General features: G+C 64.5%; 30 protein-coding genes. 11 read left to right on the top strand and 19 right to left on the bottom strand.

The features are described from left to right. Window positions 1–145: 145 nt before the first annotated feature. Window positions 146–1,708: a sigma-54-dependent transcriptional regulator gene (locus CYJ07_RS12990; RefSeq protein WP_104204128.1), complete on the bottom strand. Its 1,563-nt coding sequence runs from the start codon at window positions 1,706–1,708 to the stop codon at window positions 146–148. A gap of 325 nt (window positions 1,709–2,033) precedes the next feature. Here CYJ07_RS12990 and phhA point away from each other — a divergent pair, with 325 nt between their 5' ends. The 3 genes from phhA to CYJ07_RS12975 all read left to right on the top strand — a co-directional run bounded on the left by phhA (window position 2,034) and on the right by CYJ07_RS12975 (window position 3,738). Next, window positions 2,034–2,864 (top strand): phenylalanine 4-monooxygenase, encoded by an 831-nt coding sequence (gene phhA, locus CYJ07_RS12985; RefSeq protein WP_104204127.1) that lies wholly within the window; start codon window positions 2,034–2,036, stop codon window positions 2,862–2,864. Between the two features lie 46 nt (window positions 2,865–2,910). Then, a complete protein-coding gene (locus tag CYJ07_RS12980; protein ID WP_104204126.1) occupies window positions 2,911–3,258 on the top strand; it encodes a 4a-hydroxytetrahydrobiopterin dehydratase in 348 nt (115 codons plus the stop codon). A 213-nt stretch (window positions 3,259–3,471) separates the two neighbouring features. Beyond that, window positions 3,472–3,738 (top strand): ComEA family DNA-binding protein, encoded by a 267-nt coding sequence (locus CYJ07_RS12975; protein ID WP_104204125.1) that lies wholly within the window; start codon window positions 3,472–3,474, stop codon window positions 3,736–3,738. An 80-nt stretch (window positions 3,739–3,818) separates the two neighbouring features. On the opposite strand, the gene CYJ07_RS12970 is transcribed toward CYJ07_RS12975, so the two are convergent. Further along, a complete protein-coding gene (locus CYJ07_RS12970; RefSeq protein ID WP_104204124.1) occupies window positions 3,819–4,580 on the bottom strand; it encodes an SDR family oxidoreductase in 762 nt (253 codons plus the stop codon). Between the two features lie 228 nt (window positions 4,581–4,808). Between CYJ07_RS12970 and CYJ07_RS12965 the strand changes: the two genes are divergently transcribed. From CYJ07_RS12965 to CYJ07_RS12950, 4 genes are all read left to right on the top strand, one after another. Beyond that, window positions 4,809–5,327, top strand: a complete 519-nt coding sequence (locus CYJ07_RS12965; protein ID WP_104204138.1) for an FxsA family protein — start codon at window positions 4,809–4,811, stop codon at window positions 5,325–5,327. 225 nt (window positions 5,328–5,552) lie between these two features. Then, complete coding sequence (locus CYJ07_RS12960) at window positions 5,553–5,846, top strand: co-chaperone GroES (RefSeq protein ID WP_104204123.1); 294 nt, start codon at window positions 5,553–5,555, stop codon at window positions 5,844–5,846. Between the two features lie 60 nt (window positions 5,847–5,906). Then, window positions 5,907–7,541, top strand: coding sequence for a chaperonin GroEL (groL, locus tag CYJ07_RS12955; protein WP_104204122.1), 1,635 nt, complete (start codon window positions 5,907–5,909; stop codon window positions 7,539–7,541). A gap of 171 nt (window positions 7,542–7,712) precedes the next feature. Then, the gene (locus tag CYJ07_RS12950; RefSeq protein WP_104204137.1) at window positions 7,713–8,447 is read left to right on the top strand and encodes an RNA methyltransferase; all 735 of its coding nucleotides are present in this window, start codon (window positions 7,713–7,715) and stop codon (window positions 8,445–8,447) included. A 246-nt stretch (window positions 8,448–8,693) separates the two neighbouring features. On the opposite strand, the gene CYJ07_RS12945 is transcribed toward CYJ07_RS12950, so the two are convergent. From CYJ07_RS12945 to CYJ07_RS12890, 12 genes are all read right to left on the bottom strand, one after another. Next, on the bottom strand, window positions 8,694–9,731 hold the full coding sequence (locus tag CYJ07_RS12945) for an Lnb N-terminal periplasmic domain-containing protein (RefSeq protein ID WP_104204121.1): 1,038 nt from the start codon (window positions 9,729–9,731) through the stop codon (window positions 8,694–8,696). 102 nt (window positions 9,732–9,833) lie between these two features. After that, entirely contained in the window at window positions 9,834–10,802 is a 969-nt protein-coding gene (locus CYJ07_RS12940) for a branched-chain amino acid transaminase (protein ID WP_104204120.1), read from the bottom strand. A 25-nt stretch (window positions 10,803–10,827) separates the two neighbouring features. Further along, window positions 10,828–11,943 carry a class II histone deacetylase gene (locus CYJ07_RS12935; RefSeq protein ID WP_104204119.1) on the bottom strand — a complete coding sequence of 372 codons (1,116 nt, stop codon included), beginning with the start codon at window positions 11,941–11,943 and terminating at the stop codon, window positions 10,828–10,830. Continuing rightward, complete coding sequence (lhpI, locus tag CYJ07_RS12930) at window positions 11,940–12,881, bottom strand: bifunctional Delta(1)-pyrroline-2-carboxylate/Delta(1)-piperideine-2-carboxylate reductase (protein ID WP_104204118.1); 942 nt, start codon at window positions 12,879–12,881, stop codon at window positions 11,940–11,942. The genes CYJ07_RS12935 and lhpI overlap by 4 nt, the downstream gene beginning before the upstream one ends. 1 nt (window position 12,882) lies before the next feature. Continuing rightward, the gene (locus CYJ07_RS12925; protein ID WP_104204117.1) at window positions 12,883–13,239 is read right to left on the bottom strand and encodes a RidA family protein; all 357 of its coding nucleotides are present in this window, start codon (window positions 13,237–13,239) and stop codon (window positions 12,883–12,885) included. Between the two features lie 108 nt (window positions 13,240–13,347). Further along, window positions 13,348–14,382: a histone deacetylase family protein gene (locus tag CYJ07_RS12920; RefSeq protein ID WP_104204116.1), complete on the bottom strand. Its 1,035-nt coding sequence runs from the start codon at window positions 14,380–14,382 to the stop codon at window positions 13,348–13,350. A 28-nt stretch (window positions 14,383–14,410) separates the two neighbouring features. Then, window positions 14,411–15,688, bottom strand: coding sequence for a TRAP transporter large permease (locus tag CYJ07_RS12915; RefSeq protein ID WP_104204115.1), 1,278 nt, complete (start codon window positions 15,686–15,688; stop codon window positions 14,411–14,413). After that, window positions 15,685–16,245 carry a TRAP transporter small permease gene (locus tag CYJ07_RS12910; protein WP_104204114.1) on the bottom strand — a complete coding sequence of 187 codons (561 nt, stop codon included), beginning with the start codon at window positions 16,243–16,245 and terminating at the stop codon, window positions 15,685–15,687. The genes CYJ07_RS12915 and CYJ07_RS12910 overlap by 4 nt, the downstream gene beginning before the upstream one ends. A gap of 77 nt (window positions 16,246–16,322) precedes the next feature. Then, window positions 16,323–17,396: a TRAP transporter substrate-binding protein DctP gene (dctP, locus tag CYJ07_RS12905; protein ID WP_104204113.1), complete on the bottom strand. Its 1,074-nt coding sequence runs from the start codon at window positions 17,394–17,396 to the stop codon at window positions 16,323–16,325. Between the two features lie 101 nt (window positions 17,397–17,497). Then, window positions 17,498–18,277 (bottom strand): AraC family transcriptional regulator, encoded by a 780-nt coding sequence (locus tag CYJ07_RS12900; RefSeq protein WP_104204112.1) that lies wholly within the window; start codon window positions 18,275–18,277, stop codon window positions 17,498–17,500. Window positions 18,278–18,390: 113 nt separating this feature from the next. Next, entirely contained in the window at window positions 18,391–18,696 is a 306-nt protein-coding gene (locus tag CYJ07_RS12895; protein ID WP_104204111.1) for a YajG family lipoprotein, read from the bottom strand. Window positions 18,697–18,842: 146 nt separating this feature from the next. Further along, entirely contained in the window at window positions 18,843–19,031 is a 189-nt protein-coding gene (locus CYJ07_RS12890; RefSeq protein WP_104204110.1) for a hypothetical protein, read from the bottom strand. A 162-nt stretch (window positions 19,032–19,193) separates the two neighbouring features. On the opposite strand from CYJ07_RS12890, the gene CYJ07_RS12885 reads away from it, so the two are divergent. Both CYJ07_RS12885 and CYJ07_RS20755 read left to right on the top strand, forming a co-directional pair. Then, a complete protein-coding gene (locus CYJ07_RS12885; protein WP_104204109.1) occupies window positions 19,194–20,402 on the top strand; it encodes an MFS transporter in 1,209 nt (402 codons plus the stop codon). After that, on the top strand, window positions 20,399–20,524 hold the full coding sequence (locus CYJ07_RS20755) for a hypothetical protein (RefSeq protein ID WP_269320546.1): 126 nt from the start codon (window positions 20,399–20,401) through the stop codon (window positions 20,522–20,524). Before CYJ07_RS12885 ends, CYJ07_RS20755 begins: the two co-directional genes overlap by 4 nt. Window positions 20,525–20,624: 100 nt before the next feature. On the opposite strand, the gene CYJ07_RS20330 is transcribed toward CYJ07_RS20755, so the two are convergent. Continuing rightward, the gene (locus tag CYJ07_RS20330; protein WP_156085505.1) at window positions 20,625–20,801 is read right to left on the bottom strand and encodes a hypothetical protein; all 177 of its coding nucleotides are present in this window, start codon (window positions 20,799–20,801) and stop codon (window positions 20,625–20,627) included. A gap of 198 nt (window positions 20,802–20,999) precedes the next feature. Between CYJ07_RS20330 and CYJ07_RS12880 the strand changes: the two genes are divergently transcribed. After that, complete coding sequence (locus tag CYJ07_RS12880) at window positions 21,000–22,085, top strand: patatin-like phospholipase family protein (RefSeq protein ID WP_104204108.1); 1,086 nt, start codon at window positions 21,000–21,002, stop codon at window positions 22,083–22,085. A gap of 37 nt (window positions 22,086–22,122) precedes the next feature. Here the strand turns inward: CYJ07_RS12880 and corA are convergent, their stop codons facing one another. Continuing rightward, on the bottom strand, window positions 22,123–23,208 hold the full coding sequence (corA, locus tag CYJ07_RS12875; RefSeq protein ID WP_104204107.1) for a magnesium/cobalt transporter CorA: 1,086 nt from the start codon (window positions 23,206–23,208) through the stop codon (window positions 22,123–22,125). 181 nt (window positions 23,209–23,389) lie between these two features. Here corA and CYJ07_RS12870 point away from each other — a divergent pair, with 181 nt between their 5' ends. Then, entirely contained in the window at window positions 23,390–24,868 is a 1,479-nt protein-coding gene (locus CYJ07_RS12870) for a sodium/glutamate symporter (protein WP_104204106.1), read from the top strand. 49 nt (window positions 24,869–24,917) lie between these two features. Here the strand turns inward: CYJ07_RS12870 and CYJ07_RS12865 are convergent, their stop codons facing one another. The 3 genes from CYJ07_RS12865 to CYJ07_RS12855 are packed head-to-tail and all read right to left on the bottom strand — an operon-like array spanning window position 24,918 to window position 26,209. Beyond that, window positions 24,918–25,262, bottom strand: a complete 345-nt coding sequence (locus CYJ07_RS12865) for a TfoX/Sxy family protein (protein WP_104204105.1) — start codon at window positions 25,260–25,262, stop codon at window positions 24,918–24,920. Window positions 25,263–25,269: 7 nt separating this feature from the next. Continuing rightward, the gene (locus CYJ07_RS12860) at window positions 25,270–25,986 is read right to left on the bottom strand and encodes a lipoate--protein ligase family protein (protein ID WP_104204104.1); all 717 of its coding nucleotides are present in this window, start codon (window positions 25,984–25,986) and stop codon (window positions 25,270–25,272) included. A 25-nt stretch (window positions 25,987–26,011) separates the two neighbouring features. Then, window positions 26,012–26,209 carry a hypothetical protein gene (locus CYJ07_RS12855; RefSeq protein WP_422666963.1) on the bottom strand — a complete coding sequence of 66 codons (198 nt, stop codon included), beginning with the start codon at window positions 26,207–26,209 and terminating at the stop codon, window positions 26,012–26,014. Window positions 26,210–26,623 lie beyond the last annotated feature (414 nt).

The following is a 26,623-nucleotide window of genomic DNA, read 5'->3' as shown; positions in this document are numbered from 1 at the left end:
TCGCGCGTTTTCTGTGCGGACTGACCGGCCCGCTGCTGACTCGCCTTAAGGCACGTCGCCTGAACGGGTTCGCCGCCCTCGAGACCTACCCCTACGCCGAGGTCCGGGCGCTCGCCGCGCGTGCGCGGCCGGCCGATGGCCCAAGCTAGGCGTCTCCCGAACCGATACCGTGCTGGCGCAGCTTGTTGGCGATGGTGGTATGCGACACGCCGAGACGCTTGGCCAGCTGCCGGCTGGAGGGATGCTGGGGATAGAGCGCGGCGAGCACGCGACGCTCCACCTCGCCGAGGATCTCGGTCAAGCTGCCGCCCATGTCGATGCCCGACAGCCCCGGCGCCTCGCCGACGTTGGGCAGGCGCAGATGGGACGGCTCGATGGTCTCGCCCTCGCATAGCGAAACCGCCTGGAACAAAACGTTCTCGAGCTGGCGCACGTTGCCCGGCCAATGATAGGCGGAGAGCCGCGCCAGCGCCGCCGGCGAGAGCCCGGGCATACGACAGCCGATCTGGCGCGCCGCGCGATCGATGAAGTGCAGCGCCATGGCCTCGATTCCGTCGAGGCAGTCGCGCAACGGCGGCACGGTCAGCGACAGCACGTTGAGCCGGTGATAGAGGTCGTGGCGGAACTGGCCCTCGGCGCACAGCCGTGGCAGATCCTGCTGGGTAGCGCAGATGACCCGCACGTCGAGGTAGGTCTCCTCGTCGCTGCCCACCCGGCGAAAGCCGCCGTCCTGCAGGAAGCGCAGCAGCTTGACCTGCAGCCTTGGGCTCATCTCGCCCACTTCGTCGAGAAAGATGGTGCCGCCGGCCGTCAACTCGAGCAGCCCCAGCTTGCCCTCGGGTCGGGCTCCCTCGAACGCGCCCGGCGCGTAGCCGAACAGCTCCGTCTCGGCCATCGACTCAGGCAGTCCCGCGCAGTTGAGCGCCATGAACGGCGCCTGGCCGCGGGCGCTGGCAAGGTGACAGGCACGGGCCAGTAGCTCCTTGCCGGTGCCGGTCTCGCCCTGGATCAGCAAGGGCGCATCGAGCGGCGCCATGCGCCTGGCCTCGTGAATCAGCGCGGCGAGCCGGGGGCTTGCCTGGAACAGCGCATCGAAGCCGCGCAGCTCCTGGCGCTGTACCTGGTAGATCCGCTCGCCCAGCCGATCGGCGCTGTGCAGGGTCACCACCGCCCCGGCCAGCGATGCCACATCGTCGGCGTGCTCGCGATGCAACGGCGCGATATCGGCGAGGAAGGTGGCATCGCGCAGCTTGATGCGCAAACCGTTGACCCGGGCGTTGTTGCGTCGAATCAGCGCCGGCAGGTCGAGATCGGGCAGGTAGCGGTCGAGGGAGAGACCCGGCACCTCGTCGATACGAACCCCCAGCAGCTGCCCGGCGGCGCGGTTGGCGGCCACGATGTGGCCCTCCATATCGATCGACATCACCGGATCGGAAAGCGACGACAGTAGCGCGTCGAGCTCGAGGTGGCGCCGCTCGCTGGGCATCAGGCTGACGCGACGCACCCCGAACACCCCGGGCACCGCTTCCAAAACCGGCTTGAGCGTGGCCAGCTGGGCGTTCAGCAAGTTGGGCACGTGCAGATAGATGGCATTGCCGTGCTCGCCGCCCACCTCGCCGCGGGCCACGTTGAGGCCGTAATCGACGAAGTGCGACACGATATCGCGCAGGATGCCGATACGGTTCTGACAGTGAAACCTCAATCTCATGTGGGCGCCTCGGAGCGGGAAGGCATGATGGGCAGCGGAGCGGTGCGTATGAGGCTCGTCAAGATAACGCAAAAAGTTCGTCAAGCCGTCGTGACCCACCTGTAAAGATAACGTGACAGTCGAGGCAGAACAAACCCCGCAGCACGCATTCTTCATTCACGCTCCTTCCCCTGCGTTCCAATCGTAAGCTTTTCTTTACGCCACAGCTGTCCGCAGGGTCTCGCACGCACGTTTCATCCCACCCCTACGCGCCCCCGGCTCCCTACACTCCGGAATAAAGGCTCCCCCTACGCACAAGACAAACACAACGACTACCGGAGACCCTATGACATCATCCAACCCGTACCTCAGCGACGTGGCCAGCAAGACCGGCTATCGCGCTCGTCTCCCTGACGAGAACGGAGTCATCGACTGGCCTGAGCAGGACAATGCCACCTGGCAGACCCTGATGCGGCGCCAGCTCGGCATGATCGAGGGGCGTGTTTGCAATGAATACCTCGACGGCCTGGAGCGACTGGCGCTGCCTGAGGACCGCATCCCTCAACTTGCCGATATCGACCGCGTGCTGCAGGCCACCACTGGTTGGCAAACCGCTCAGGTGCCGGCACTGATTCCCTTCGATACCTTTTTTGAGCTGCTGGCCAATCGACGCTTCCCGGTGGCCACCTTCATCCGTACCCCGGAGGAACTCGACTACCTGAAGGAGCCGGATATCTTCCACGAGATCTTCGGCCACTGCCCTATGCTCACCAACCCGGCCTTCGCCGAGTTCACCGCCACCTACGGGCGGCTGGGCCTGGCCGCCGAACCCAAGGAGCGGATCTACCTGGCGCGTCTCTACTGGATGACGGTGGAGTTCGGCCTCGTCGATACCCCAGCGGGGCGGAGAATCTACGGCGGCGGCATCATCTCGTCGCCCAAGGAAACCCTGCACGCCCTGTCGGACACGCCCGAGCATCTGCCGTTCGACCCCATCGAAGCGCTGCGCACACCGTATCGCATCGATATCCTGCAGCCGCTCTACTACGTACTGGACGATCTCTCGACACTGCACGACCTTTCACAGCAGGACATCATGGGCATGGTGCAGCGCGCCCGGGAGCTGGGCCTGCACGAGCCACGCTTCGAACCGGCGCCCAAGGCCGCCAAGGCGTGACTTCTTTCGAACGCCACACAACCACAACCCCAGACGAGGAGACACCATGAGCGAACTTTCCGAACAGCAGTGCGAAGCGTGCAGCTGGGATGCGCCCCATGTCAGCGAGGACGAGATGGCGACGCTCAAGCGCGACATTCCCGAGTGGAGCGTGGTCGAGCGCGATGGCATCAAGCAGCTCGAGCGTGTATTCAAGTTCCGTAACTTCCGGCAGGCGCTGGCTTTCACCAACCGGGTCGGCGAAATCGCCGAGGAAGCGGGACACCATCCCGCGTTGCTGACGGAATGGGGCAAGGTGACCGTGACCTGGTGGTCGCATGAAATGAAGGGGCTGCACAAGAACGACTTCATCCTCGCCGCCCGCACCGACAAGGTCGCTGCCGAGCAGGGCTAGCCTCCTGCTTCGACCCCCTGCGATTCGCCCGGCACCACACGTGCCGGGCGATCTGTTTTACAAAGTGATGAGGCGATGACAGCTTCATTACATCGGCAATCGCTTACAAAGCAAAAGGCAATATGACTCTCACTTTCCCACCCTGGCTCGATTAGGTTGGTACGCGACGTCAAACGGCGTCGCTAACCATCACCTGAAACAAGGAGAAAGGAGATGAAGGGAGTCTTTCAGGCCGCCTTGCTGTCTCTCGCCCTCAGCTTCACTTCACTGGCCATGGCCCAGGAAGTCGCACCGATCAACGTGAACACCGCCGATGCGGAGCTGCTCGCGGAATTGCCGGGCGTCGGCCCCAGCCGCGCCCAGGCGATCATCGAGGAGCGCGAAGCCAACGGCAACTTCGCGAGTGCCGAGGACCTGACCCGGGTCAGCGGCATCGGCCCGGCCACTGTCGAAGCCTTCCGCGATCAGGTGGCCTTCTGACCAGGCGGAACCGGCAACGCATGAGGCCGGCATATCGCCGGCCTCGTCGTTCCAAGCAAGTCGTCACTAACCCGCCGTGATCACAGGCGCAGGCCGCCGTCGCACTCGATCACGCGACCGGTGAAGTAATCGTTCTCGAAGATGAACGCCACGCTCTGGGCAATGTGGTCGGGATCGCCCAATCGCCTCAGCGGCACGCCGGCCGTGAGCTTGTCGAGCATGTCCTCGCGCATCGAGGCGGTCATATCGGTCTCGATGAAGCCCGGCGCCACCGCTCCCACGCGAATCCCGTAGCGTGCTAGCTCCCTGGCCCAGGTGGTCGTCAGCGACACGACAGCGGCCTTGGCCGCCGCATAGTTGCTCTGCCCCATGTTGCCGGCCCGAGAGATGCTCGAGATATTGACGATCACTCCATCGTGGCCCGCCTCGACCATCTGGGAAGCCGCCTCGCGCCCGCACAGGAACACGCCGGTGAGGTTGACGTCGATGACAGACTGCCACTGCTCCAGCGACATGGTCTTTTCCACCTTGCCGTCCTTCGCCTTCACCAGCAGCGCATCGCGCAGAATACCGGCGTTGTTGACCAGGCCGCCGACCGGGCCGAGCGAAGCGGCAATGTCGCCGAAGGCGCACTTGACCGATGCCTCGTCAGCCACGTTGACCCGAAAAGCCCCCGCTTCGACGCCTTCCTGATGCAGGATGGACACCGCCTTGTCCAACGCATCGTCATCTCTATCCATGAGTGCCAGCCTCGCACCCTGACGTCCCAGCCGACGGGCCATGGCGAAGCCCAGACCGCGAGCTCCCCCGGTAATCGCAATCACGCTCTTGTCCAGTTTCATTCGCCGTCCCCTGTGATTCGTCGACACCACACCCGCACGGAGTGGCCCGTTGGGCAAAAGCCGCCCTCTCGTACCTTCTCATCGGCACGGCACTCGGGTTTCTTGAGTACCGCACTCGCTTATTTTGCTTTGCAGCATAAGCTAGGCTGTCTCGAATCGCCACGCTCCGTGCTTGAACTCGACGTATTCGCCCCCATCTCATGACGAATTGCCATGTCCGGAGTCGCCATGCCCTTTCTCTTCCTCTTTTCTCTTTTCACATTGCTCGATTTTGTCGTGCTGTTCGCGGTTGGCAGCCGCATCGGCCTGCTCGTGACTCTTCTGCTGGTCTTGGCCACGGGCTTCATCGGGCTTTACTTGATTCGCCAGGAAGGCACGGCCACCCTGGCCCGCGCCCGGATGCGCCTGGCTCAGGGCGAGCTGCCCTCCGATGAACTGCTGACCGGCGCCGCCCTGATTTTCGGCGGCGCCCTGCTACTCGCCCCCGGCTTTCTCTCCGATGCCCTGGGCTTGCTGTGCGTCGTCCCCAGCGCCAGGCGTCTGCTCGCCAGGGGGCTGGCGCTGCTCAACCTGCGCCTGAGCGGCACGACGAGCCGTCCACCCGGACAGCATGGCGCCGACGATTGGAGCGAAGCCGGCAAGGGAGACCGGGCCCCACGCGACGAAGTCCACGACTCGCCTCGCGATGGGGCGGAGGGCGAGCCTCTCGAGGGCGATTTCATCAGCCGCGACGAGCCGCGACGCTAGGCGTAGCCCATCGCGACTCATCGCGTGAAAATTTTTTACTGTTGGCCCTTGAAAGGGATTTGCTCGGCCCCATTTCTCGGTCAGCACAAGGCTACGGTGCCGAGTGGAACTCGGCATCTTCAACAAGGAAGGCGTCCTCGCCCTCCACTTTCCGGTTCGGCCGGAAGGAAATGATGAACCGCCATGAATGTCATGGCACCACTGACCATCAGGAGAACGTGAGCAATGAACATCCGTCCCTTGCACGATCGCGTCGTCGTCCGTCGCGTAGAAGAAGAGCAGAAAACCGCTGGCGGCATCGTGCTTCCGGGCAATGCCCAGGAAAAGCCGACTCGTGGCGAAGTGCTCGCCGTCGGTAACGGCCGGATTCTCGACAACGGTGACGTTCGTCCGCTGGACGTCAAGGTCGGCGACACCGTGATTTTCAAGGAAGGCTTTGGCGTCGAGAAGCAGAAAATCGATGGCGAGGAAGTCCTGATCATGAGCGAGTCCGATATTCTCGCCGTGGTCGAAGGCTGAGCCGACGAACCCTACTCCGTTCCCATAAGACGTTCACGAACTCACAGGAAGTAACGAAAAATGGCAGCGAAACAAGTCAAGTTCTCCGATGACGCCCGTAAGCGCATGGCCCGTGGCGTAGACGTTCTGGCCAACGCCGTGAAGGCCACCCTGGGTCCGAAGGGCCGCAACGTGGTACTGGAGAAATCCTTCGGCGCCCCCACCGTCACCAAGGACGGCGTCTCCGTCGCCAAGGAAATCGAACTGAAGGACAAGTTCGAGAACATGGGCGCCCAGATGGTCAAGGAAGTCGCGTCCAAGACTTCCGACGTCGCCGGTGACGGTACCACCACCGCCACCGTGCTGGCCCAGTCCATCGTCACCGAGGGCATGAAGGGCGTGACCGCGGGCATGAACCCCATGGACCTCAAGCGCGGCATCGACCAAGCCGTCATCGCCGCGGTCAAGGAAATCGAAGCGCTGGCCGTGCCCTGCACCGATTCCAAGGCCATCGCCCAGGTCGGCACCATCTCCGCCAACGGCGACAAGCGCATCGGTGAGATCATCGCCGAAGCCATGCAGAAGGTCGGCAAGGAAGGCGTCATCACCGTCGACGAAGGCCGCGGCTTCGAGGACGAGCTTGAAGTCGTCGAAGGCATGCAGTTCGATCGCGGCTACCTGTCGCCCTACTTCGTGACCAACCAGGACACCATGGCGGTCGAGCTGGAAGACCCCTACCTGCTGCTGGTCGACAAGAAGATCTCCAACATCCGCGAACTCCTGCCGGTGCTGGAAGCCGTCGCCAAGTCAGGCAAGCCGCTGGCGATCATCGCCGAGGACATCGAAGGCGAAGCGCTGGCCACTCTGGTGGTCAACAACATGCGCGGCATCGTCAAGGTCGCGGCCGCCAAGGCACCCGGCTTCGGCGACCGTCGCAAGGCCATGCTGCAGGATATCGCCATCCTGACCAACGGCACCGTGATCTCCGAAGAAGTGGGTCTGACCCTGGAGCAGGCCAACCTGGATCACCTGGGCAGCGCCAAGCGCATCACCATGTCCAAGGAGAACACCACCATCATCGACGGCGCCGGTAACGAGGGCGACATCGAAGCCCGCGTCAACCAGATCCGCGCTCAGATCGAAGAAACTTCTTCCGACTACGATCGCGAGAAGCTGCAGGAGCGCGTCGCCAAGCTGGCCGGCGGTGTTGCCGTCATCCGCGTCGGTGCCGCCACCGAAGTGGAAATGAAGGAGAAGAAGGCTCGCGTCGAGGACGCCCTGCACTCCACCCGAGCCGCCGTCGAGGAAGGCGTGGTACCTGGCGGTGGTACCGCTCTGGTGCGCGTGCTGACCAAGATCAAGGACCTCAAGGGCGAGAACGAGGATCAGACCCACGGTATCGCCATCGCCCTGCGCGCCATGGAGTCGCCGCTGCGTCAGATCGTCACCAACGCCGGACAGGAAGCTTCCGTGATCCTCAACGAGGTGAAGGCTGGCGAAGGCAACTTCGGCTACAACGCCCAAACCGGCGAGTTCGGCGACCTGTTCGAAATGGGTGTGCTGGACCCGGCCAAGGTGACCCGTTCTGCCCTGCAGTCCGCCGGTTCCGTGGCTGGCCTGATGATCACCACCGAGTGCATGATCGCCGACGACCCGGAAGAGAAGGACGCAGGTCCTGACATGGGCGGCATGGGTGGCATGGGCGGCATGATGTAATCGCCCCCTAGCCAACCCAGGCGTCCGCCTGATCCAACCCCCGCCGGGACACCGGCGGGGGTTTTGTTTGGCTGGCAGCTTCGGCAGGAGGAAGAATTCAAGGCCGTGTAGAATGTGTTCTTCATGGCGCGAAGCGCCAATCTTCCTTCTTTACTCTTCCGTCTTGCTTACATGCTCACCAATATCCGCATCGTCCTCGTCCAGACCTACCATCCCGGCAACATCGGCGCCTCGGCCCGTGCCATGAAGACCATGGGCCTGACCGACCTAGTGCTGGTCAATCCGCGCTGTTTTCCCGATAGCGAGGCCTCGCGCCTGGCCGCCGGCGCCGAAGACGTCGTCGACGGTGCCCGTGTCGTCAAAACGCTGCAGGACGCGGTGTCCGACTGCGTACAGGTGGTGGGTGCCAGCGCCCGACTGCGCAGCCTGCCCCTGCCCCACTTCGACGAGCCCGAGGCGATGGCCCGCGAGCTGGTGGCCAACGCCGCGGACAACCCGGTGGCGCTGGTGTTCGGCCGCGAGCGCTTCGGTCTGACCAACGACGAGATCCGTTGCTGCAGTCACCAGGTCAGCATTCCCGCCAATCCCGACTACGGCATTCTCAACCTCTCCCAGGCGGTGCAGGTGCTGGCCTACGAGACCTTCAAGGCATGGCGTCAGCGCCCCGAAAGCGACTATCGCCCTGCCCGCCCCGCCGCCGATCGCCAGCCAACCCGCGAACAACTCGACCACTTCCACGCCCACTTGAGTCGGGTGATGCAGGCCAGCGGCTTCCTCACCCAGCCCCACGCTCGCACCGAGGCACAACTGCAGGCACTGTTCAGCCGCGCCCAGCCCAGCCGCAAGGAGCTGTCACTGCTGCGCGGCCTGCTCAGCTCGTTGGAAGAATCTCGCGATGGGAACTAGGCTGCGTTATACCCTTGTCACATGGCGTTCATCCAGTCGTTACGGTGCCGTCATCGACGCCATGTGATAAAGGGACTGGTCCCATGAGGGGGCCCGACAAGGGACACTGTCTTCAGTGCGACACGGACGCGAGCAGGCCAGGAAGCCTGAACAGGGAGAGTTGGCATAGAGACCATGCCCAGGGAGACATGCGCCACGGGACCCGCGCCCGTGGCGCTCTTTCGTTTTCAGCTCAGCAGCACTGCGTCAGGGAAATTCCCGCCCCGCCGGTCGACTCGACCGGTCACCGTCCCCCAACCCTTCCCAGCCCGGCACCCCCTGACGGATCCGCCTGGAAAAGTCCGGTGCATCGTTAGCCTGGCGAGCCCGCTCATCAATGCGGCCGCGCGCCTCCAGCTCGGCCAATGAGTGCCCGGGCCAGAGCCCGCCCACCTCGAACGCATAGGCCGGCAGTCGGCCGGTGACCAGCAGGCGATAGTCGAGGGGCAGCCCCTTCACAATGCTGCGTGTCATGGCGTAGACCAGCGTGGTGCAATTGGCCGTGATGGTGTTGTAGAAGCGTGGCGTATGGGCAAGCGCGTTGGCCTCGTCGACATAGGCGAGCAGCAACGAACGCATCGCGCTGCGCGCCATGGGGATGCGAAACAGCGAGACGCGCTCGCCGCGCACGTTGCTGCGCAGGCGGATCGCATCGCGTTCGTCGGCGGCGACGATGGCCAGTTCGTACTGGCGGAAGAAGCCTCCCACCTCGGAGAAGCGCTCGCCCGCGAGGCGCCGGACCTCCACCGAGAAAACCACGAACTCCTCCCCTTCGAAACCGAAGGAGACCATTACGTGTGCCACCCCCGGGCGCCCCCAGCTCGACACGACCATATCGACGGAGTCCAGCCGGTCGAGATCGTAGTCCCGCGTCTCCCAGCGCACCGTCGCCTCATCGCGGGTTCGCCAGTCGAAATCGCGTACGTGATGCAGCGTCAATCGATTACCCTCGATCTCACCGGTGGCGAGATGCACCACGTCCTCGGCCCACGGCCGATCATGGGTGGGGCGCAGCCGAAACCACCAAAACAACATGGCCGCCAGCAGGGCTAACTGGCCGACCAGGGCCATGCGGTAGCCCTGCAGTCCCAACAGCAGCAGCGCCAGGGTCATCAGCAGCCACAGGCCCACCGACAGCCGGCGCCAGCGGGTAGACCAGGGCAGCCGGAACCATAGCGCCGCCGCTCCCCAAAGCATGATCAATGTCAGTAGCGCGAGCGCGAACCCGGTGAATAGTTGAGGCATCTCGTTCCAAGCGATCGAAAGGCATGCAAAAAGTTGCGGCCCATATTATCAGTCTCTATGACCTGCTGCCTTTCGATAAAGGAATGATATCGCTTCGCTGTGTCAGGCTGAGGTCAGCCAATTACGGAAAGCTTGCAAATCCTCTCCCAGCTCACCGCGGGTGACGCGCCGATAGAGTCGCTGCAAGGTCGCGGTGACCGAATCCCCGGCGATCGGCGCATCGGGCTTGGGAGCGCCCGCCCGGGCCCCGATGTGGCGGCCGTCGAGTTCACGCAGCGGCAGGATCTCGGCGGCGGTTCCGGTGACAAAGGCCTCATCGGCGATATAGAGCTCGTCGCGGGTGATGCGACGCTCGCGCACCTCCAGCCCAAGCGCGTCGCGAGCCAGGCGGATCACGCTGTCGCGCGTGATGCCCTGCAGACAGGAGGTAACTTCCGGCGTGTGCAGCACCCCATCGCGCAGCAGGAAGACGTTGGCTGCGGAGGCTTCGGCCACGTAGCCCTCGGGATCGAGCATGATCGCCTCGTCGAAGCCCGCCTTGACCGCCGTGTTGAGTGCCAGCATGGAATTGACGTAGTGACCGTTGGTCTTGGCCCGACACAGGCTGATATTGACATGGTGGCGCGCCCAGGAGGAGGTCAGCGCCCGCAGGCCGATAGAGGCGGCCTCTGGCGAGATGTAGTCACCCAGGTCCCATGCAGCGATCAGCGTGTGAACGGTCAGCCCCTTGGCGCGCAGCCCCAGCCCCTCGGCGCCGAAGAACACGGTCGGCTTGAGGTAGGCGTTTCCCAGCCCGTTGCGGGTAAGACACTGTCGCTGCGCCTCGATCAAGGTCGCCTCGTCGAAGGGCATCGCCATGTCCAGAGCGTGGGTGCTGTCGAGCAACCGCCGGGTGTGCTCGGCGACGCGAAACAGGTAGGTACCGTCGGCGCCGGCATAGGCCCGAACGCCTTCGAAGCAGCCCATGCCATAGTGCAGCGTATGCGACAGCACGTGGACCCGGGCATCGCGCCATGGCAGCCATTCGCCATCGAGCCATAGCCAGCCATCGCGGTCATAGAGCGGAGTCATCGTCGTCCTCGTCGGTCAGGTCGCATCACAGAGGCGCCACGCGCAGCCAGCCTTGTCGCCAGCTGTCGATAAGCGCCCGCTGGTGCGGTTGCAGCGATTGGTAGGCCCAGGCGGCGATCTCGTCGTTCTGGGGATCGGGCACCGAAATCCGGCTTCCGGCCAGCGTCTGGATCACCGCATGGCCGCACAGCGGTACGTAGCCCTCGGAATAGCCGCCCTCGTGGATCATCACCAGCTTGCCGTCGCTGATGCGCTCGGCCAGCGCCTTGAGCTGGTGGGTCATGGCGGCGAAGGCCGCACTGTTGAGCATCATCTTGCCCAGCGGATCCTTGGCGCAGGCATCGAAGCCGCAGGCCACCACGATCATGTCCGGGGCGAAGCCGCCGATGGCGGGGACCACCAGTTCCTGCATCGCATAGCGGTAGGCGCCAATGCCGCAACCCGGCGGCATTGGCAAATTGAGGTTGGCGCCGAGTCCATCACCTTCGCCCAGTTCCTCGAAGAAGCCGGTTTCCAGCGGGTAGTTGCCGGCTTGATGGATCGAGACGGTCAGCACGTCGGGATCGTCGTAGAAGGCGGCCTGCTGACCGTTGCCGTGGTGGACGTCCCAGTCGAGAATAGCCACGCGCCGGACCAGCCCCTTGGCCCGGGCGCGCATGATCGCCACCGGGATATTGCCCAGCAGGCAGAAGCCGCGTCCCAGGTCGGCTTCGGCATGGTGCCCCGGTGGTCGGCACAGGGCATAGGCGTTGGCCAACTCACCGCTGGCCACCGCCTGCACCGCAGCGATCGCCAGGCCCGCCGACTGTCGGGCCGCGGCCAGGCTGCCCGGCCGGTAGGGCGCACAGTCGCCGGCGTCGCCACCCTGGCCCCGGTCGCCCTCTTCGAGCTCATCGAGGTAGCGGCCCGTATGGAAGCGCGCCAGGTCCTCGCGGCTGGCCGGGGGTGCCTTGCGCACGTCGAGCTCATCGATCAGCCCCGACACCTCCAGCAGGTTCTTCAAGCGCCGCTTGCTCTCGGGGCTCTCCGAAGCCGGCTGGGGCTGCAGGAACTCACCGTGCGAAGAGAACACGCCGATGGCCCCGGGATCATGCCAGAAACAGCGCTCGTGCCAGAAGAAACCGGTCTTGCCTTCGATCATGGCCGCGACTCCAACTGCTCCCACACCTCGATGGCCGCCGCCAGGTCTTCCAACGAGGCACCCACCGACTTGAATACCGTGATGGCTTCGTCGGAAGAGCGACCGGGTTTCTCGCCGCGCACCAGCTCGGCCAGATCGGCGCGGATATCGTCAAAGTTGAAGGTGCCCTCGTCGATGGCCCGCAGCAGGTCACCCGCCTCGCCCCGGGCACCGGCGTAGGTGTCGACGAAGACCTCACCTCGATCCAAGCACTCGGCGTCGCTCTCGCGCATGTTCGGGCGAAAAGCGCCGATGAGGTCGAGATGCGCGCCCGGAGCAAGCCACTCACCACGAATCAGCGGCTCGGTGGAGAGCGTCACGCAGCTGATCACGTCGGCAGCGCGTACCGCAGACTCGAGATCCTCCACCGCCTCGCAGTCGAAGCGATCGGCGTAATGATCCGCCAGCCGCCTCGCCTTCTCGGGGTTGCGGCCCCAGATTTTCACGTGCCGGATCGGACGCACCGCGGCATGCGCCTCGATCACCATCGGCGCCAGCTTGCCGGTGCCCACCACCAGCAGCGTCTCGGCGTCGGGACGCGCCAGCTCACGCGCGGCGAGCGCCGAGGCCGCGGCCGTGCGCCGCCGGGTCAGCTCGCTGCCGTCGAGGCAGGCCAGCGGCCGGCCGTGAGCACCCTCGCTGAGCAGATAGACCCCGGCGATAGCCGGCAGGCCGTGCTCGCTATTTTGGGGAAAGACGTTGACCATCTTCACGCCGATATAGCCGGCCCGCTCCCAGGCCGGCATCAATAGCATGGTGGCCTCGCCGTCGGGACGATGCATGGCATGATGATGGCGCGGCGGCGCTTCCACGCCTTCGCGAAACGTCGACGCCAGGCGGTCGACGAGGGACTGCCAGGGCAGCGCTGCCGCGACTTCATCGGCGGTGATGATACGCATGTCACGCCTCCGGCTGGGCCGCGACCACCATGATCTCGACCTTCCACTCGGGCTTGGCCAGCTTGGCCTCGGTGGCGGCTCGCACCGGCGGCCGCCCCGGTACCACCCAGGCGTCCCAGGCCTCGTTCATCTGGCCGAACTCGGCCATGTCGGTGATCCAGATCTGCGCCGACAGCAAGTTCTCCTTGGAGGTGCCGGCCTGCGCCAGCAACTCGTCGATGCGTGCCAGCACCTGCTCGGTCTGGCCGCGCATGTCGGCGGACGGATCGCTGGGTACCTGGCCGGCCAGGTAGACCGTGCCGTTGTGGATGGTGACCTGGCTCATGCGGGCGTTGCTGTCCTGATAGCGAATCGTCATGTCTCGTTCTCCCTTCGGTGTCGTGAAGTACGGGTGCCGCGTCGCCGGGTGGCGCTGCGTCGCGGCGCAGTTTCAGCGGTCGAGTGAGTCTTAGTGGTCGAGTGAGCCTCAGCGATCGAGGTAGCCGCCCATGAAGGCCGCCAGATTATTGCCCAGGTGCTCGGTGGGATAACCTCCCTCCTGCACCAGTACCGTGGGCAGGCCAAGCCGCGCCAGGCGTCGGCCCACCGCGATGAAATCCTCGGTCTCCAGGGTCATTCCCGCCAGCGGATCGTCGCGATGGGCGTCCAGCCCCAGCGCGACCACCACCGCCTCGGGGCGAAAGTCCGTCATGCGTGCAATCAGAGTCTCCAGCGCTTCGAGGAAGGCGGCGCCGTCGCTGCCCAACGGCAGCGGCAGGTTGACGTTGCACCCCAGGCCCTCGCCCATACCCTCCTCGTTCGCCCCGCCCCAGAAGAAGGGATAGAACTCGGCCGGGTCCACGTGCAACGACCCCGTCCAGACATCGCCACGGTAGTAGAAGATATCCTGGGTGCCGTTGCCGTGGTGCAGGTCCACGTCAAGGATCGCCACGCGCGAGAACTGCTCGCGCAGCACCGTGGCGGCCAGCGCCGAGTTGTTGAGGAAGCAGAACCCCCCTGCCCGATCCGGCCCCGCGTGGTGGCCCGGCGGGCGGCACAGGGCATAGGTGGTGCCGTGCCCACCGAGCAGCGCCTCGGCCGCCGCCTGAGCCGTGGCCGCACTGGCCAGAATGCCGCGGAAGCTGTCGGCGCCGATGGGACATGCCATGTCGTGCAGGTGCCAGCCGGCCTGCCCCACCGGATGACGCGGGTAATGGTGGCCGCCGCCGCACGGGTGAATGTTGGGCATCACCAGCTCGGACGCCCCAGGCAGCTCGTGCCAACGTGCGTGGATGGTCTCGAGAAAGTCCAGGTAGCGCGGCGTGTGGATCCTGGTCAGGCGGTCGCGCAGGCGCTGGCTGTCGACCTCCTCCGGCTCGCTCAGCCTCAGCCCGGCATTGGCAAGCCCCTGGCTCAGCAGCTCGGCCCGCACCGGGCCTTCGGGAGACGAGGTGAGCTGACCACGTACCAGGAAAGAGCCGGGCGCGTGATACTCCTGGTCGGGATGGTAGAAAAGCTTCATCGTTACGGATCCTTTCGTTCCTTGAACCTCAGTCGAGCAGTGAGGGAATCCAGGTGGAGAGCGCCGGGAAAGCCGCCAGCAGCACAATGACCACCAGGAACGCGACGTAGAACGGCAGCGAAGCGACGATCGCCCGCTCGTAGGGCACGTTGGCGATGCGTGCCGCCGTCATCAGGGTCATGCCCACCGGCGGTGTCACATTCGAGATATTGAGCACCACGATCATCAGAATGGCAAAGTGCAGCGGATCGAAGCCGAGCTGAATCATCGCCGGGACCAGCACCGGTGCCACCACCACCAGCGCCGGCAGCACGTCCATCACGGTGCCGATCAGGATCAGCAGCACGCAGACCAGCATCAGTTGCAGGAAGGCAGAATCGCTGAAGGTGGTGATCAGGCCCGCCGCATCGCGGGCGATCCCCGAGCGCGTCACGAACCAGCCGAGCACCGCCGACGTGGCGAGCAGGAAGAACACCACGCCCGAGAAGCGCACCGTCACCACCAGCGAGTTCCAGATCTTGCGCCAGCTGAGGTTACGGTACAGCAGTACCCCGATCAGGATGGCGTAGACGGCGGCGAAACCGGACGCCTCGGTGATGGTGGTCAACCCCGAGAGAATGCCCCCCAGAATGATCAGCGGCACGAACATCGCCGGTAGCGCCGCCAGGAACGATAGCACCGCCACCTTGAAGGGCGTCGGGGCCTGCTTGGGATACCCCCGCTTCCAGGCCAGAAAGAAGCTGACGCCGAGCAGCGCCAGCGCCATCAGCAGACCGGGAATGATGCCGCCGGCGAACAGGTCGATTACCGAGATGTCGCGCAGCAGCGTGGCGTAGACCACCATCACCACGCTGGGCGGAATGATGGGCCCAATGATCGACGAGCAGGCGGTAATCGCCGCCGCGTATTCCGCGTCGTAGCCCTGGCGCTTCATCTCGGGAATCATGATCTTGCCGATCGCCACGGTATCGGTGATTGCCGCCCCGGTCAGGCCGGCAAAGAACACCGACACCGAGACGTTGACGTGGGAGAGCGCTCCGCGCACGCGCCCGAACAAGGCATTGTTGAAGGCGATCAGCTTGTGGGTCAGCCCGCCCTGGTTCATCAACTCGGCGGTGAAGATGAAGTAAGGCACGGCGATGAGCAGAAACCCCGAAACGCCGGAGAACATGCGATCGGCGATGATCCCGAGCATGCGCTCCCCACCCATGGCGTAGCCGCCGGCCAGGCCGGAAAGCGCCATCACCACCGCCACCGGCGCACCGATCAGCAGCAGGACGACGAAGGTCGCGATCGCCGGTGTCATGCGCGCTTCTCCGTGTCGATGGTTTCGCTGTCGACTGTCTCGATCAGCTCGTCGATGGCCGTCTCGTCGTCGATGAAGTGCTCGAGCAGGGCGAAGCCCTGCACCAGGTGAAGCAGAATGATGATGCCGCTGATGGGCACCACGATGGTGGTGAACTTGCCCGGGATCTGAATTCGATCCGAGACCATGTAGACCTGGGAGGTACCGTGGAAGTAGTCCCAGCCGTACCAGAGCAGCAGCGCACCGAACAGGCCGATCACCGCCAGGCACAGGCCGGCGGCAAGCTGCAGCAGTGCGCGCGGCAGGCTACGCACCAGCAGCGTCATTGCCACGTGCTCGCCGTAGCGCAGCGAGATGGTCATGGAGAGAAAACCGATCCAGGGCAGGAAAAGCCTTGCCAGCGAGTAGGTCCAGCTCAGCGAACTGCCGGTGGCCAGCTTGTAGATGAATGCCGTGAAGGAGATGCCCAACATGACCAGCACGCAAGCCACGCAGACCACGATCGCCACCTGATTGACCGTATCGCTCAACCGGCGCAGGGATAGAAGGAGTTGCATCGAATGACCTCGCAGGAACCCTCGCCCGGCCGCGCCGGACGAGGGTTGACGTTATTGGCGCGATCGACGCCGGTGCGTCAGCGGGCGTAGGCGGCCACGTCCGACTCGACGACCTCCTCGCCCACGCGAGCGACCTCCTCGAGGAACGCATCCACCCGCTCGGCCTCGATGCCGAAGTCCCCGACGATCCACTCCTTCCACGCCGGGCGCGCGATCTCGGCCATCCGCTCACGCTCCTCCGAGGGCATGATGTAGCACGCCTCGAAGCGCTCGCAGGACTCTTCCCAACTGGCGGTGGCCAGTGCCCCCGACATGCCATGGGCAAGCTCGATGGCCTCACGCGCCGAGGTGACGATGGCGGTCTGCTGCTCCTCGCTCAGCTCCTGGAACCAGTCCTCGCTGATCAGCCAGGCGGCGCTGTTGTAGACGTGGCCGGTGAGCGTGGTGTAGTCGGTCACCTCGTCGAGATTGAACGTCGTATTGATCACCGGCGCATTGAACTGACCGTCGGCCAGGCCGGTCTCCAGCGCTGTGATCAGCTCGCCCCACGGCAGCGGCGTAGCCGATGCGCCCAGTGCCTTCATGGTCGCAACGTGCCCCGGGTTCTCCTCGGTGCGGATGTTGAGCCCTTCCAGGTCCTCCACCGTCTCGATCAAGCGCTCGTTGTTGGTGAACGCCACGAAGCCGCCACCATCGTCGAAGGTGCCCAGGTAACGCATGTTGGCTTCCTCGATGGTGCCGGACATGAAATCGGCGAACCACTCGCTATCGAAGAAGGCCCAGGCCTGGCGCCAGTTGTCGAACAGGAAGGGAGCGGTCATCAACTGGTAGTCGTCGTAGAAGGACGACATGGCACCAGTGGTTATGATGGTCGACTGCAGTGTGCGCCCGCTCTGCACTTCGGAGGCGGTCTCCACTTCGGAGCCGAGCTGGCCGCCGCCGAAGATCACTACCTCCACCTCGCCGTTGGTGCGGGTCTCGACCAGGTTCTTGAAGTGCACCAGCGCCGGATAGACCTCGTTGTTGCTCATGTCTTCGGGCAACAACGTGGCGATGGCCATTTCATGGGATTGCGCCTGAACGTTGGCGCTGGCGATGGCCAACGGCAGAGCGGCGAGCGCTGCCAGACGGGTCAGCGGCTTCGGAGTCATGATCCACCTCGTTATGATTGTGTTTTGTGGGTTTCTCTTATCAGACTAGAAGGGGGCGTGCCGCCCTGCTTGCCCGTGACTCACGTCTTCTTGCCCCAGACTCAGCGATCACGACGCTCCGTGGAGGGGGAAATCTCGAAGTGGCGCCGATAGGCGCGGCTGAAGCTGCCCTGGTCGCGGAAACCAACCAGGCTGGCGATATGGCCCAGGCTCAGGCGGCTATGCCGAACCAGCGCCCGGGCATGTTCGAGCCGGCGCTGCTGAACATAGGCCAAAGGCGTGAGGCCGGTCAGCTCGCGAAACAGGGCATGAAAGTGACCCGGGCTCAGGGCGCACAGCGCCGCCAGCTGGTCGACGCGGATCTCATCGGCGAGATGCCGGTCGAGCCAGGCATTGAGCCGCTCGAGGTCGATGCGCGCATTGTACAGGCGCGATGGGGGCAGAGGTGCCGCCGCAGCGGAACCAAGATCCTCGAGATGCAGGTAGAGCGCGCGCAGCAAGAGAGCGGCGATTTCACTATGCAGCGCCGGGAACTGTTCCAGCTGAAGCATCAGCGTGCCGGCGAGCCGATTGAGGCGGGTAGGAACGTCAAAGAAGCGCGGGCTCTCGAACAGACGCTGCATGCGGTCGCCATCGTGCAGCTGCGACAACGACGCCACGGAAATATCGAGCACCAGGGTGCGATTGCGTCCATCGCCTTCGTACTCATGGTGGCTCGTACAGGGAATCAGGCAGCCACGCCCACCGGTCACCTGATCGCCTACCCCTTCGATCTCAAGTTCGGTAGTGCCGCAGGTCGCCAGGATCAGCTGGTGATGCGAATGGGCGTGGGCCACATGCTCCTGCCCCAGGTTGGAGGCACGCAGTTCGAGGAGAGCCATGACGGTTTCTTGGGGTCCGTTCAGTCAGAGTAATCCCTACCCTACTCCGACCCGCGACATGACGAAACCGTCCGGCTCCGATTCGGCGGCAAGCGCGATCAACGGCAATGGGTTCAGCAATGCCCCTTCATGGCATGGCCCGGCGGGCAGAAGCGTCCGCGGCGACGGTCGTCGTATCGGCGGCGGTCATACCGATAGCCGTCGTACCGGCGGTGGTCGCGATAGTGGTGGTCGCGATAGCGATCGTCACGATCGTGGTGCCAGTGCCGATGACGGTGCTTGCCCTCGTGATAATGGTGATCGCCATCAACCACGATCAGCGGCTCGGGCCTGACACGCGCCGGTGAATAGCTGCAGCCGCTCAGCACCAGCGCAGTCACGGCAATGGCCAGGGTGAAACAACGGAGAGACGTTTTCATGATACACCTCGCAAGGAAGCGAATGACGTCCCCTTCGGTTCCCGTTCAGCGTCCTTGTGGCCCAACGACGCCTGTCATGACGCGTCCAAACAGCCATCGCCTCTTGGGGCAGGACTCTCGAAACGTGTTCCCTAGGTGGAACGGGGTCAGCAGCGCCCCTTCTTGGCCTGACCAGGCGGGCAGAAACCGCGACCGTGGTGACCGCCATGACCGCCGTGCCCGTCATCGAAAATGACCAATGGCTCGGACTTGACGCGTGCCGGCTGATAGCTGCAACCGGCCACCAGGATGGCCGACAGCAGGACGAGAAACGCGAGCATCAATTGCCGTGACATGAGCCTACCTCCATCGTTTGCGAACAGTGTTCATTGTAACGGAATATAGCGCTTGCAACATGTGGCGCATCGGCTACAAGCGAGTCGCAAAAAGCAGACAGTAGTCAGTCGGCAGGGAACGCGCGATAGTGCAGAATTCATTAGTCGGCAAACAGGAATCTCATGGACGCCCTTCGCCGCCACTCCCTGCTGTTGATCCTGACGGGCAGCCTGGTCATCTCGTTGGCCATGGGTTTGCGTCACGGTTTCGGCCTGTTCATGGAGCCGATGAGCAGCGAGCTGGGCTGGGGGCGTGGCGTGTTCGCCTTCGCGCTGGCCCTGCAGAATCTGGTTTGGGGGATATCCCAGCCGTTCACCGGCGCCTTGGCCGATCGTTTCGGCGCGGCACGCGTAGTGGTGGCCGGCGGTCTGCTCTATACCCTGGGGCTGGTCTTCATGGGACTATCGGAGTCGGCACTCGGCATGTCGCTCTCCGCGGGGCTGCTGATCGGCCTGGGGCTTTCGGGCACCACTTTTTCGGTGATCCTCGGTGCCGTGGGTCGCGCCGTGGCGCCCGAGAAGCGCAGCATGGCCATGGGCATCGTCAGCGCAGCGGGTTCGTTCGGTCAGTTCGCCATGCTGCCGGGTACCCTGGGGCTGCTCGGCTGGCTCGGTTGGTCCGTCGCACTGCTGGCCATGGGCACTCTAGCGGCTCTGATGGTGCCGCTCGGCGCCATGCTCAAAGATCGCCCCTCCGTGAGACAGGCGACAGACCTCTCGTTGCGTGAAGCGCTGGACGAAGCCGCCGGACACCGTGGCTTCTGGCTGCTGTGCCTGGGGTTCTTCGTCTGCGGCTTCCAGGTGGTATTCATCGGCGTACACCTCCCCGGCTACCTGTTCGACAACGGGCTTGCCGTCCAGGTGGGCAGCACCACGCTGGCGCTGGTCGGGCTGTTCAACATCTTCGGCACCTATGCCGCGGGCTGGCTGGGTGGGCTCTATTCCAAGTCTCGCCTGCTCAGCTGGCTCTACCTGACTCGCGGTGCGGTGATCACGGCCTTCGTGTTTCTGCCGCTGAGCCCCGCCAGCGCCTACCTGTTCGGCATCGCCATCGGCCTGCTGTGGCTCTCCACGGTTCCCCTGACCAACGGCATCGTGGCTTCGGTCTTCGGCGTACGCCACCTCTCCATGCTCGGCGGCATCGTCTTCCTGTTCCATCAGGTCGGCTCGTTCACCGGCGTGTGGCTGGGCGGCATGCTCTACGACCTGCACGGCGACTACGACGTGGTATGGAGAATCGCCATCCTGCTCTCCGTGGCGGCGGCCATGCTGCACTGGTTCATCAGTGAGACACCCATCGAGCGCCCCGCCGCTCAGCAGGCACAGGCATGAGCCGCTCCCGATTCACCCAGCTCGCCGCATTGCTGGGGTTAGCGGGGGCGTTGGCCCTGGTCTGGTGGGGCTGGCAGACCGCCGATGCCTCACTACTGCTGCTCGGTACACGGCTGTGCTGAGCCCAGGATGAATGGTTTCCCCTCGTCTGCGGTAGACACGCAAGAGCGCCCAATGCCGGCCGGCATTGGGCGCTCTCGTCTCGTTGGCGTCGCCGTTCGCTCAGATATAGAACTTGGGCAGCTTGCGCAGCGCACGATTGTGCCTGGCCCCGCTGGCAAGACGCGGCGCCGGGCGGTCCCAGATGGTCAGGAAACGCTCGCCGGTGGAAGCCGTCTTGTCGCCACGGATGCGAGCGGTGGAGACGTCCCAGATGGTGGAGAAGCGCAGTGTCGTCATGTTGGCTTCGCTACGGCGCTGGCGCCGTCCTCCTGAAAATGAACGTGGAAAGAATTTTCATCATTCTGCACCTTCTTAGACTTTAGTTCAATACACGTTGCTCACTTCCATTGCGGGCCCCTGAAGCGACAGAACGACGACAGTCAGCGATGTGGCACCTACACTGCGACGCAGCACCGACCGCATCGAGGAGACAAAATGGCCAAGGACGCTTGCAAGAAGATCGACCTCGCCCTGCAGGGCGGCGGTTCGCACGGCGCCCTGACCTGGGGCGTGCTCGACCGACTGCTGGAAGACGAGCGGCTCGAGATCGATGGCATAAGCGGCACCAGCGCGGGGGCCATGAATGCCGTGGTGCTCGCCGATGGCCTGCACCGCGGCGGCCGCGCTGGCGCGCGCGATGCGTTGCGGACCTTCTGGCGCGCGGTCAGCGGCGCCGCCCGCTTCTCGCCGATCCAGCGCAGCCCCTGGGACTGGTTGATGGGTAACGACAGCCTCGATTACTCGCCCAGCTATCTGATGTACGAGAGTCTCACTCAGCTCATCTCTCCGGCGAGGTTGAACCCGCTGCGCATCAACCCGCTGCGGGACCTAGTACTGGAGCTGGTGGATTTCGAGCGGGTCAACGCCTGCCGGCGGGCCAAGATCTACGTGACCGCCACCAACGTGCGTACCGGCCGGGCCAAGGTCTTCCGCCAACCGGAGCTCTCGGTGGACACGGTGATGGCCTCGGCCTGCCTGCCGTTCATGTTCCCCGCCGTGGAGATCGACGGCGAGGCCTACTGGGACGGCGGTTACAGCGGCAACCCCGCCCTCTTCCCACTGGTCGACGACATGGGTTGCCAGGACCTTTTGGTCGTCCAGGTCAACCCGCTCGTGCGCCAGACCCTGCCGGACAGCGCCCGCGACATCGTCAACCGCATCAACGAGATCACTTTCAACTCAAGCCTGATCAAGGAGCTGCGCAGCATTCAGCTGCTGCAACAACTGATCGACGTCGAGGACCTCGATGTCGAGCGTTATCGCTCGATGCGCCTGCATCTGATCCATGCCCAGCAGGAGGCGGAACAACTCAGCGCCTCGAGCAAGCTCAATGCGGAGTGGCCGTTCATCCAGCGCCTCCATCGCCTGGGACGAAACTGGGCCGACCTGTGGCTGGCCGAGAACTTCGATGCCATCGGCCACCACTCAACCTTCGATCTCAACGCTGTGTTCGGCGACACGTTCCGCCCCATCACCAGCGCCGAAATCGACGGCTCGCGGCGGCGAAGCCGCGGTAACTGAGCCCTGACAAGACCGCACGGCAGCGAGTCCGAAGCGATCAAAACCATTTCATCCGGCGGAACATCCAGATCATGCCCAGGGCCACCAGGATCATCACGCCCCATACCATCGGGTAACCCCAGTACCAACTCAATTCCGGCATGGCGAAGGGGCTGGTGGGGTGGGAGAAATTCATGCCGTACACGCCGGCGATGAACGTCAGCGGCATGAAGATGGTGGCGATGATGGTCAGCGTGCGCATGCTGGCGTTCAGCCGGTGGCTCATGCTGGAGAGATAGACGTCGAGCAGGCTCGCCGTCATCTCGCGGTAGCTCTCCACCAGATCCATGACCTGCACGGCGTGATCGTAGACGTCGCGCATCCACATGCGCGTATCGGGCGTGAACAGGTCGTTATGATCGCGCAGCAGCTGGTTGAGCACCTCGCGGGTGGGCCACAGATATCGGCGCAGCATGATCAATTCCCGCTTCAGCCCGTGCAACCGCTCCAGCGTAGTGCTTGTCGGGCAATCGAGGATTTCCGTTTCGACCTCCTCGAGGCGCTCGCCCACGCTGTCGAGCACAGGGAAGGCGTGATCGACGGCAGTGTCGAGCAGCCCGTAGAGCAGGTCGTCGGGTTCGCCCAGGGCACGGCCGCCGCGCTCCTCGAGCCGCCGACGCACTTCGGTGAAAGGATCCATGCCTTCGGCCATCACGCTGACCACGATGTTGAGACCCATGAACAGTGTCAGCTGGTAGAGCTTGAGCCCTTCCGTCTCGTCGATGTCCGGGATGCCCATGATCACCACCAGCGACGTGTCGAAGCGTTCCACCTTGGGCCGCTGGCCGCCGTTGAGAATGTCTTCCTGGGCCAACGGATGCAGGCCGACCCGCTCGCCGAGCAGCTCCAGCTCCTCCGGCGTGGGCATGCCCTGCACATGCAGCCAGCACAGTGGCCCCTCGGCCGAGTCGTGAGGAATCGCCTCGGCGACGATCTCGTCCATCTCGCCCCAGCGACCGCCGTCGCGTCGGGCCAGGTAGAACGTCGCCGGACCGTGCAGGGCCACCTGCTCAAGCGATACTTCGCGCAAGGTGCCCGGTGCGGTACCGGCCGGGTGGTAGTGCTTTTGAAACAGTCGGGTCATGTCGGAATCCTAGGCAATCGAGCCATGCGCAATACTGGCATGCGAATGCCTCGACGCGAAGCCGCGCTCACCGTCGCGACCTAAGTCCTTATCCTGAGCCGCATCGAACACGACGGGGTTTCAACTACCCTGACAAGTGAATCGAGCCATACCCGAGCGCAATCCAAGGAAGGAGCTGACCATGGCGATCACCGTAGGCGAGCTGTTCGTCGCGCTGATGTTGATAGCACTGGCACTACTGGCTAGCAATGCCCTGCTCGCAAGATCTTCGCGGCTGCGTAAGTTGTTTCTGCCCAGCTCGGTCATCGGCGGCTTGTTGCTGTTGCTGCTCGGTCCCGAGGGCCTGGGCCAGTTCGCCACCTTGCCCTACGACGACCCGGCGGGGCTGTTCCCCGCCTTCGCCTACGATAGCTGGGCGGCCCTGCCCGGCCTGCTGATCAATGTGGTCTTCGCCGCCCTGTTCATCGGCCGCCCCATCCCCGGCCTGCGTACCATCTGGTTTCGCGCCGGCCCGCAGGTCGTCGTCGGCCAGACCATGGCCTGGGGCCAGTACGTCGTGGGTCTGACACTGGCGCTCCTCGTTCTCGCGCCGCTGTTCGGCATGAATCCCATGGCCGGAGCCCTGATCGAGATCGGCTTCGAAGGCGGCCATGGCACGGCGGCAGGCATGGCCGGCACCTTTGCCGACCTCGGCTTCGAGGAGGGCGCCGACCTGGCCCTGGGCCTGGCCACGGTGGGGATCGTGTCGGGCGTGCTGATCGGCACGGTAATGATCAACCTGGCGGCTCGCCGCGGCGTGATCAAGCTGGAAAAGAAAGTGGAAAGGCCACAGAGTCAGCATGCGGCTCTGGCCGGCACGGACGAGCAGCAGAGCGACATGCCCTCGACCCAGGATTACGCCGAATTCAAGAAAGACCTGGCGCTCGAAGAGGATACGGCCGACCCATTGAGCCTGCACATCGGCCTGGTGGGGATCGCGATCGGCATCGGTTGGCTGATCCTGAACGCCCTGCAGTGGATCGAGCGGCAGACCTGGGCCAGCGACGGCGGGATCGAGATTCTCGCTCATGTGCCGCTGTTTCCCATTGCCATGATCGGTGGCGTGATCGTGCAGCTCTGTGTCACCCGCTTCGGCCTCGAGCCACACGTTTCCAGCCGCACCATGGCCCGCATCGCCGGCACCGCCCTCGATTTCACCATCGTCGCCGCCCTGGCGACGCTGTCGCTCACCGCGCTGGGTGCCTACTTCCTGCCTTTCCTGCTGCTATCGCTGGCGGGCATCGGCTGGTGCCTGTTCGTGCTGATCGTGATCGCACCGCGGGTGATTCCCGAAAACTGGTTCGAGCGCGGCATCGGCGACTTCGGCCAGTCGATGGGCGTCACCGTCACCGGTCTGCTGCTGATGCGCATGGCCGATCCCAAGAACCGCTCCGGTGCCTTCGAGAGCTTCGGCTACAAGCAGCTGATGTTCGAACCGGTGGTCGGCGGCGGCCTGTTCACCGCCGCCTCGCTCCCGCTGATCGCCCAATTCGGCGCACCCGCCATATTGGGTTTGACCCTGGTACTCACCGTGGCCTGGCTGGCCTTCGGGCTGCTCTACTTCGGCCGCATGGTGCCGGATCGCGGGCGCGGCAGGTGGGCCGGCGCGAACAAGGCGTAACGTGACAACTTTAATGGCATCGGCACGCGTGGTGCGCAGGGATCAAGCCTCAGTTTCTCGTTCTGCGTTTGCCCGCCTGGGCACGCAAGGCAGCTTCGAAGGAGCGGCGCGCCCAGGTCGCGGCCAGCTCGTCGTCCTCGAACACGGCTTCCGGCGCCTGGTAGTAGGAGAGTTGAACGAACTTGCCGCCCTTCTCGTATTCGAACGGCCCAAGCCCCTCTTGCACGAAGTCGCCGACGTTCTCGTTATCCGCCTTCAGATAGAGCATCTCGTCGGCGACCAGCGCAAACATCAGGCCATCGTGGTAGATACCGTAGCCGCCGAACATCCGTCGCGCCGTGATCGGGCCGAACCGTTCGAAGACATCGCGCAGGTGATCCGTGTAGTCACTCATGCCACCCTCACGGCGCGTTGGCCAGTCGCCTCAGCAGCTCGGGCAAGGTCGCTTCGATATCCAACCCGGGCAAGGCGTCGGCCAGGGCCACGTGGCTATCGGCCAGGAAACGCTGGGGATCGCCAATGGCATTCTGGAAAGCGTTGACCACCTCGACCAGTTCGGCCGGGTCGCCGCTCACCTGCATGGCGCCGTGGACCAGCATCGCCATGTCGCGACAGCCGCGTACCCGGCGCCAGCGCTGGGCCGTTCCCACCAGCTTGCGCCCACCGATACGCACGTTGAAGCGGCCGTCGCAGTACGCGCCCGGCGCCTCCCCCAGATCGACCGCCTCGACCCCGAGCGAAGCCAGCCAGTCGCACCAGGGGTCGCCCAGACGATGGTAGCCCCATTCGAGATGGGCCGCGGAGCTGCCCACCCGACAGCGCAGCGCCAACGCCACGTTGACCACCGAGGCGCACTGCGGCACCGGGGTGCCGCCTGTGGCGCGGAACAGGATCGGCCAGCCCCGCTCGCGCAGGGCCTGGCGCGCCGCTGGGAATCCCTCGGTTCTCTCGTGCCGTCGCGGCATCACCAGGGCCCGATCCAGCGGCGTCCAGGCCAACAGCTCCGCATGGCTCTCGCCCTGGCAGATCGCTTCCAGCCTCGCCTCCTCCGCAGCCAGGCCGGCTTCCACACTTAGCCGCTGCAGGCCGTTCTCGTCGATGGGCGGCACGGCGGTCATGGCAGGATTCCTCTCTTCAAGGGCTCTAAGGTTCGCTAAGGACTCGCCACGCCGAGTTCTTCACCGAAGGCGCACGGGGCCAGCGTCTCGATGCGTTCGCACAGCGCATCGAGAAAGGCCGCCGCCGGCGCACCGTTGACGGCACGATGGTGAACGTCAGCGACAGGCCGATGAACTGGGCCGCCCGCCAGCCCCTGGATAGTGGCACAGGGCACGGTTCGATCCCACCGATACCCAGGATGGCGACTTGGGGTACGTTGAGTACCGGCGCGAGGTGGTGAACTCGCTAGCGTTCCAGATTGGAATCGAAGCGAACCTGTAGCCGTCCACGCTCTCCATGCCGCGGCAAGGGGCGAACCTCACCCAGCGTTGACAGGCGCCACGGTACGGGCAGGAATGGCCCTCTATAGTAAAGCCAATCACTGCATCTTGCCGCAGGCAGCGCAACGCGTCACGACAACGGGCAACCTTATTCCCTGGCGGGCACAAGGCCCACCTCTGTCGAGGCCGCGGCGATGCGATGGAGACTCTTCATCTGCTCAGGGAGTCCACATGAGAGGAATCGCCAACGGAATGCTGGACCTGCTCGCCGGCAATCCAGCCGTACTAGGCCGGGGCCGGGGCTGGGTACGACCCA

Origin of the sequence: Billgrantia saliphila (assembly GCF_002930105.1) — a bacterium.
GTDB classification, from domain to species: Bacteria; Pseudomonadota; Gammaproteobacteria; order Pseudomonadales; family Halomonadaceae; genus Halomonas; species Halomonas saliphila.
The sequence above is the reverse complement of the archived record's forward strand: the minus strand, read 5'-3'. Positions and strand labels throughout refer to the sequence as shown.